6 protein-coding genes are annotated in these 7,668 nt (G+C 51.9%); 2 read left to right on the top strand and 4 right to left on the bottom strand.

Going from position 1 to position 7,668, the window contains the following annotated elements; all coding sequences use genetic code 11:
- Positions 1 to 308 precede the first annotated feature (308 nt).
- The 3 genes from P0Y67_RS21960 to gcl are packed head-to-tail and all read right to left on the bottom strand — an operon-like array spanning position 309 to position 3,794.
- Positions 309 to 1,196, bottom strand: a complete 888-nt coding sequence (locus tag P0Y67_RS21960; protein ID WP_342393589.1) for a 2-hydroxy-3-oxopropionate reductase — start codon at positions 1,194 to 1,196, stop codon at positions 309 to 311.
- Positions 1,197 to 1,206: 10 nt separating this feature from the next.
- Positions 1,207 to 1,989, bottom strand: coding sequence for a hydroxypyruvate isomerase (gene hyi, locus P0Y67_RS21955; protein WP_342393588.1), 783 nt, complete (start codon positions 1,987 to 1,989; stop codon positions 1,207 to 1,209).
- A gap of 29 nt (positions 1,990 to 2,018) precedes the next feature.
- Positions 2,019 to 3,794: a glyoxylate carboligase gene (gcl, locus tag P0Y67_RS21950; RefSeq protein ID WP_342393587.1), complete on the bottom strand. Its 1,776-nt coding sequence runs from the start codon at positions 3,792 to 3,794 to the stop codon at positions 2,019 to 2,021.
- A 390-nt stretch (positions 3,795 to 4,184) separates the two neighbouring features.
- Here gcl and aceB point away from each other — a divergent pair, with 390 nt between their 5' ends.
- Together aceB and P0Y67_RS21940 are read left to right on the top strand one after the other, a co-directional pair.
- Complete coding sequence (gene aceB, locus P0Y67_RS21945; RefSeq protein WP_446728868.1) at positions 4,185 to 5,705, top strand: malate synthase A; 1,521 nt, start codon at positions 4,185 to 4,187, stop codon at positions 5,703 to 5,705.
- A 190-nt stretch (positions 5,706 to 5,895) separates the two neighbouring features.
- Entirely contained in the window at positions 5,896 to 6,336 is a 441-nt protein-coding gene (locus P0Y67_RS21940; protein WP_342393586.1) for a GlcG/HbpS family heme-binding protein, read from the top strand.
- A 90-nt stretch (positions 6,337 to 6,426) separates the two neighbouring features.
- On the opposite strand, the gene P0Y67_RS21935 is transcribed toward P0Y67_RS21940, so the two are convergent.
- Complete coding sequence (locus P0Y67_RS21935; protein ID WP_342393590.1) at positions 6,427 to 7,386, bottom strand: DMT family transporter; 960 nt, start codon at positions 7,384 to 7,386, stop codon at positions 6,427 to 6,429.
- Between the last annotated feature and the right edge of the window lie 282 nt (positions 7,387 to 7,668).

The following is a 7,668-nucleotide window of genomic DNA, read 5'->3' as shown; positions in this document are numbered from 1 at the left end:
GACAGTGCAGTCAAAAATGCATGCGTTTCCATTTGCATGTTGCGCTCCACGTCAAGTTAGCTCCCAGTTACGGCAAGCAACAGGGGAAAAAACCCGAAACCGTCACTGTCACCCACATTGTTTATCGAACTGGTAGGGCCGGCTAAGCCACCTCTGACAAGCAGCCAGCCCTAATATCCAACCCGCGGTTTCGGGACCACATAACCAAAGGAGACTAAAAATTGTTATGTGACAATAATTATTCAGGATACAGCTGCTTTCCAGCTGTATACCTGGGACGACATCAATGATGCCGCCTTTTCATCAGATTACTGACGGATGCTGTGATTAGCCAGCTCTTCAATCGCACGAATCAATGCTGAGTGATCCCAGCCTTCGCCGCCCAGTTTCACACAGGCGTCAAACAGATTCTGAGCAGACTGGGTATTTGGCAAAGACATGCCCAATGCTTCAGCGCCGGACAGCGCCAGATTCAGGTCTTTCTGATGCAACTGAATGCGGAAACCCGGATCAAAGGAGCCTTTCACCATACGCTCACCGTGGACTTCCAGCACTTTAGAGTTGGCAAAGCCACCCATCAGCGCTTCACGAACACGGGCTGGATCGGCACCGGCTTTCGACGCGAATACCAGCGCTTCAGCAACCGCTTCAATGTTCAGCGCAACGATGATCTGGTTCGCCACTTTACAGATCTGGCCTGCACCGTTATCACCGACCAGGTTGATATTCTTACCCATGACTTCAAACAGTGGCAGTGCTTTCGCGTAGGCTTCTTCGCTGCCGCCCACCATGATGGTCAGCGCAGCATTAATCGCACCCACTTCACCACCAGAGACAGGCGCATCCAGGTATTCCGCACCGGTTTCTTTCACTCGAGCTGCAATTGTTTTGGTCTCGATAGGCGAGATTGAACTCATATCGATCACGGTTTTACCCGCTTTCAGTACTTCAGCCACACCGTTTTCAGCGAACAGCACTTCTTCAACCTGAGGGGTATTTGGCACCATCAGGATGATGTATTCGGCCAGTTCCGCGGCGGCTTTCGCCGAATGGACAACCTGAGCACCGTTAGCAACCAAATCTGCCGGCGCTGGATTGTAATGGTCGGAAAAGACCAGTTGGTGTCCAGCTTTCTGCAGGTTCTCGGCCATTGGTTTACCCATGATGCCTGTACCGATAAATGCGATAGTCGTCATTATCCTCTCCTTAGATTTGATTAAATTCTTTCAGCCAGCCAAGGCCTTCTGCGGTGGTGGTCTGCGGTTTGTACTCACAGCCGACCCAGCCTTCATAGCCAATTTCATCCAGATGCCTGAACATGAAGTGGTAATTGATCTCACCGGTGCCCGGTTCGTGACGGCCTGGATTGTCAGCCAGCTGCACGTGGCGAATTTGGCCCAGTTCACGACTCAGGGTCGTTGCCAGATCACCTTCCATGATTTGCATGTGGTAGATGTCGTATTGCAGCTCCAGATTGTCACTGCCGACTTTCTCAATAATATCCAGACCTTGCTGAGTGGTATTGAGGAAGAACCCTGGAATATCACGGGTGTTGATCGCTTCGATGATCAGGTTGATACCCGCTTTTTTCAGCTCTGCCGCGGCAAAGCGCAAGTTATCAACAAATGTTGCTTCCGCCTGACCCGGGGTGACGCCGGCAGGTACAATCCCTGCCAGACAGTTCACTTGCGTACAGTTCAGCGCTTTGGCATAGCGGATGGCTTCCGGTACACCGGCACGAAACTCTTCAACACGCTTAGGGTCGACCGCGATACCGCGGTCGCCAGCATCCCAGTCGCCAGCAGGCAGATTGAACAGTACCTGAGTCAGACCATTCTCATCCAGCTTGGCTTTGATAGCATCGCTTTCAAACGCATACGGGAATAAGTATTCCACCCCGCGAAAGCCCGCCTGTGCGGCAGCCTCAAAACGATCCATGAAAGGTACTTCCGTAAAGAGCATGGATAAGTTTGCTGCTAATTTCGGCATGTCACATTCCTTTTGCTATTCGTGGAATATTATTGGTTGAAGGTGATGGCCGTCGGCGCATCAGCCTGATCTTCTGTCAGTGCTTCGAACTCGTTGATGCCGTCAATCTCAACGCCCATCGCGATGTTCGTCACCCGCTCCAGAATCACTTCAACCACAACGGGTACTTTGTGCTTGTTCATCAGAACCTGCGCTTCACGTAAGGCATCGGCGATCTTCTCAGGATCCGTTACGCGAATGGCTTTACAGCCCAGACCTTCAACCACAGCAACGTGGTCAACACCATAACCGTTCAGCTCCGGCGCATTCTGGTTCTCGAACGCCAGCTGTACACAGTAATCAATGTCAAACTGACGCTGTGCCTGACGGATCAGACCCAGGTAAGAGTTATTCACCAGTACGTGGATATACGGCAGGTTAAACTGCGCACCCGCAGCCAGCTCTTCGATCATGAACTGGAAGTCATAGTCACCAGACAGTGCCACAACCGGACGCTGCGGATCCGCTGCACGCACACCCAGCGCGGCCGGAATTGTCCAGCCCAGAGGACCGGCCTGACCACAGTTAATCCAGTGGTTTGGCTTGTACACATGCAGGAACTGAGCAGCGGCAATCTGAGACAGACCAATGGTGCTCACGTAGCAGGTCTCTTCGCCAAATACTTTGTTCATTTCTTCGTAAACACGCATGGGTTTCACTGGCGTTTCAGTGTAGTGCGTCTTACGCAGCATGGTGGCTTTACGCTGCTGACATTCAGAAACCCAGGCGCTGCGGTCGGCCAGCTTACCAGCGGCTTTCATGTCGCGGGCAACCTCAACAATCAGTTCCAGTGCCGCTTTTGCATCCGATACGATACCCAAATCCGGGCAGAATACGCGGCCAATCTGAGTCGGTTCGATATCAATGTGAACAAACTTACGACCTTTGGTGTACACATCGACAGAACCTGTGTGACGGTTTGCCCAACGGTTACCAACACCAAATACGAAGTCGGAAGCCAGCATGTTGGCGTTACCGTAACGGTGTGCTGTCTGCAGACCCACCATACCTACCATCAATTCGTGGTTGTCCGGAAGTGAACCCCAGCCCATCAGCGTTGGAATCACTGGTACGCCGGTGATTTCAGCGAACTGCTGCAGCAAGTCTGACGCGCCGGCATTAATCACACCGCCACCCGCAACAATCAGTGGTTTCTCGGATTGGTTCAGCATGGTTAATGCTTTTTCAATCTGAGCACGGCTGGCTGTTGGCTTGTACGCTTCCAGAGGTTCATAGCTGTCGATATCAAATTCGATCTCAGCCAGCTGAACATCAATAGGCAGGTCAATCAATACCGGACCCGGACGGCCTGAGCGCATCAGATGGAAAGCCTGCTGGAATGCGCGTGGCACCTGAGCTGGCTCCAGTACTGTGGTTGCCCACTTAGCAACGGGTTTAGCGATACTCTCGATATCAACCGCCTGGAAATCTTCCTTGTGCAGACGAGCACGCGGGGCCTGGCCGGTGATACACAGAATTGGAATGGAGTCAGCAGCTGCTGAATACAATCCTGTGATCATATCTGTACCCGCCGGGCCTGAAGTACCGATACAAACACCGATATTTCCGGTATTAGTACGCGTGTAACCTTCAGCCATGTGAGAAGCACCTTCCACATGTCGAGCCAGAATATGATCAATGCCACCCAGTTTTTTCAGTGCAGCATACATTGGGTTAATCGCTGCACCTGGTACACCAAATGCCTGAATAACGCCTTCTTTTTTCAAAACTTCAACGGCGGCTTCAATTGCCTTCATCTTCGCCATACTGCCTCCTGCATAATTGTATACAATGTTGTGTATGATTGTATTCTAGACATACATAATTGATCTTAGCAAGGGGGCTGTTACGATTTAAAACAAACTTAATATGCCGATAGCTCACTATTTACTTAAATAACAGTAATTTACATCAAAAAATAGCGATACATAAAAACAACATCAGATTTACATAGTGATAAAAACCACTTTACCTGATACGCCCATATAGGTTATAGATAATAGGAAAATTATAAAATGTATACAAAACGATAGACCGTTTGTTCTAAGGAGACGCAATTGGATACCCAACAACATCAAGAGGCACAAGCCGATTCCCTACAGCTCGCCGTTGGTTCACTGTCACCCGACTATCAGGCTATCCTGAACGACGATGCCATGGCGTTTCTGACTGCACTTGTCAGTCAGTTTTCAGGCCGTCTGGACGATCTGCTTGCCCGCCGTGAAACACGTCAGCGTGAATTCGACAATGGCAAACTGCCTGGCTTCAGAGCCGACACAGCAGACATCAGAAATGATAAAAGCTGGCGAATTGCTGATATCCCTGCTCCGCTTCAGGATCGCCGGGTGGAAATTACGGGTCCGGTTGATCGCAAGATGGTGATCAATGCGCTGAACTCAGGCGCGAAAGTCTTTATGTGTTGTTTCGAGGATGCCACTGCGCCGAGCTGGGACAACATGGTACAAGGCCAGATCAACCTGCGTGATGCCAACCTGGGCGAGATGCGCTATTTCGACGACAAGCGTCAGAAAGAATATGTCCTGAATGATGATCCGGCCCTGCTGATTGCGCGTCCTCGTGGCCTGCATCTGCCTGAGCGGCACATTCAGTATCAGGGCAAATCTATCCCTGGCTGCCTGATGGATTTCGGCTTGTATTTCTTCCATAACTACCAGACCCGGACTGACAAAGGCTTAGGTGTGTACTATTACCTGCCAAAGCTGGAGTCGATGGAAGAAGGCCAGTGGTGGGCCGATGTGTTCCGTTTCACCGAGAACTACTTCGGTACTCAGACAGGCACCATCAAAGCGACCGTGCTGATCGAAACCCTGCCCGCCGTTTTTGAAATGGATGAAATCCTGTACGCCATGCGCGATTACATCGTTGCCATGAACTGCGGCCGCTGGGATTACATCTTCAGTTACATCAAAACCCTCAAGCAGCATAAAGACCGCATTCTGCCTGACCGTCACGATGTGACCATGGCGCAGCCTTTCCTGACGGCATACAGCCAGCTGCTGATTGCAACCTGCCACCAGCGTGGCGCGCTGGCAATGGGCGGTATGTCTGCCTTTATTCCAAGTAAAGATCCTGAAGAAATGAAGCAGGTTCTGGAAAAAGTCATCGAAGACAAAGAGCGTGAATCCAGCAATGGCCACGATGGTACCTGGGTCGCCCACCCTGGTCTGGTTGATACCGCAATGACAGTGTTTAACCAGCGCCTTGGCGGTAAGCCAAACCAGCTTGATTATCTGCCATCGGCCGCCAACGACATCACAGCTGCCGATCTGCTGGCACCTTGTGAAGGTCACCGTAATGAAGCCGGTGTTCGCAAGAATGTGCGTATCGCTTTGCTGTATATCGAAGCCTGGATCCGCGGGCTTGGCTGCGTGCCAATCCATGGTCTGATGGAAGATGCGGCAACCGCTGAAATCTCGCGCGCCAATATCTGGCAGTGGATACACCACGGCGTCACGCTGGACGATGGTCAGTTATTTACCACAGAGCTGTTCCGCCACTGGCTGCAACAGGAAGTGGACAGCCTCAAGCTTGAACAGACGGATAACAGCCAGAATCGTCGCTTTGACGATGCGGCCAAACTGTTTGATGAACTGTCGACATCAGACGAATTTGCACCATTCCTGACATTGCCAAGCTACCCGCTGTTGGTAGGCTGATTGTCTGCTCAGGGGGATTTCCCAGAGCGGTAGAGACGTTTACTCCCGGTCATCATGTATGCATGACATTTTCGGAGTAAAGCCGCTCACCGAGCATGGATTGGTGGCACATAAACAACATACCCGGCAGTCGGCTAACCGGCTGCCGCTCAAAAAGTTAGTCAATTAATTCTTGATCGGAGGGATCACTATGAGCTTAACACTGGACGAGGCACTGGTAATTACCAAGGGCGCATTCAGCACTGCCCTGACCAAAGGTGCTGCACCTCTCACTGTGGCTGTTCTTGACAGCGGCGGTAAACTTATTTCTCTGCAACGTCAGGACGGCTCCAGTATGCTCCGCCCTGAAATTGCCATCGCCAAAGCCTGGGGAGCCCTGGCGCTGGGCTGCTCTTCCCGTAAACTCGCCATTGATGCCCAGCAGCGTCCGGCGTTCATGTCGGCAGTCAATGTGCTGGCCGAAGGCAACCTGCTGCCGGTACCGGGTGGCGTACTGATCCGCGGCAGCAACAGCTGCCTGCTGGGTGCGGTTGGCATCAGCGGTGATTTATCCGAACTGGATGAGCTGTGTGCCATCGCCGGCATCAAAGCGGCAAACCTGGTAGCGGACGAAGTGGAAGTCGTGGAGTAATCACAGATACCCCGTTCGCTATGCAAAGGGCCATCATTGATGGCCCTTTTACTGTTCAGGACGAGTCATGCCCGTTACTAATGGCTGCTGTTACTCGTCACTCTTCTTAGTGCATGCCTGCGTTTCAGCTGAAGCATCGATAAAAGAATCAGGGCCGCGCTCAATGCGGGCTACCCGCCGCGCTGCCCGAAATGGCCGGGATCCCACACGGTACAACACCAGAGACGACAAAATCAGCAAACATCCCAGCGCTTTATTCAAAGTGAATACTTCGTCATACCACAGCACGCTGAGCGTCGCTGTCCACACAGGTTCCAGCAACATGATCAATGCCGCATTCGATGCCGTGATCTGTTTTTGCCCTACCGTTTGCAACACGTAACGTAAACTGGTGGCCAGCAGGGTACTGAGGGCGAACCAGCCCCAGACAGACGCCGGCACTTGCGCAGGTATCTGCTCAACAGTCAATGACATAGTCAACGACAGCAAGCCGGTGACAAATAACTGAATGCAGGCCAGTAACAGTATCGGGATCTGCTGGGCGAACCGGCTGTTCACGTTAAAGTGTATCGCCAGCATAAAGGCACAGGCGGCAAACCAGATCTGGCTGTCAGATTGCTGCCAGCCGCCGGACAGCGATAACAGCGCCATGCCAGCCACCGCGACCGGCATAGAAATCCAAAATGACCGCGGCGGTTTCTGCCTGAAAAGTACCCAGGCGACAACCGGCACAAACAGCATCGACAGGCTGGCAATAAATGCCCCTTCCGCTAAGGCTTCCGTATTGGACATGGCATGAATCCAACACATCATGGCTACCCCCAGCAGCACGCCCACCAAGGCAGCAAAACTGATTGTTTTGAGCGTAGTGCGCCTTAACGCCGCATAACAAAACGGCAGCAGACACAGTGAAGCGAGCAGAAATCGCATGCCAATAAACAGAAAAGGCGGCAAGCCCTGCAGTGTTTCCTTAGAGAAAATCCACCCGATGGCCGCGAGCATAGTCGTCAGCACCAGAATCGCGCTTGCTTTATGGTTCGGATTCAACAGAAACGCTCCTTTTTAGTGCCACAACAGACAATTACACTCGTGTAAGTCACACGATGACAACCATATCAACACTAAACCGCCATTCAGGCAATGCTTTCTATAGGGAGCTGGCGGGATTGTTTTTTCATGCTGGTGAAGCGGAGAGATCGAGCGTCAGGCATAAAAATGGCCATCAGTTTCAGTGACGGCCATTCTTGCAAAAACGAACAATTACCCTACCCGGTGAACACGTATCCAGGTATGTGCACAATCCCCTTCTTTGTCGTAGCCGATATTCACGGG

It is taken from the genome of Photobacterium sp. SP02, assembly GCF_038519165.1.
Lineage (GTDB): Bacteria > Pseudomonadota > Gammaproteobacteria > Enterobacterales > Vibrionaceae > Photobacterium > Photobacterium halotolerans.
The sequence above is the reverse complement of the archived record's forward strand: the minus strand, read 5'-3'. Positions and strand labels throughout refer to the sequence as shown.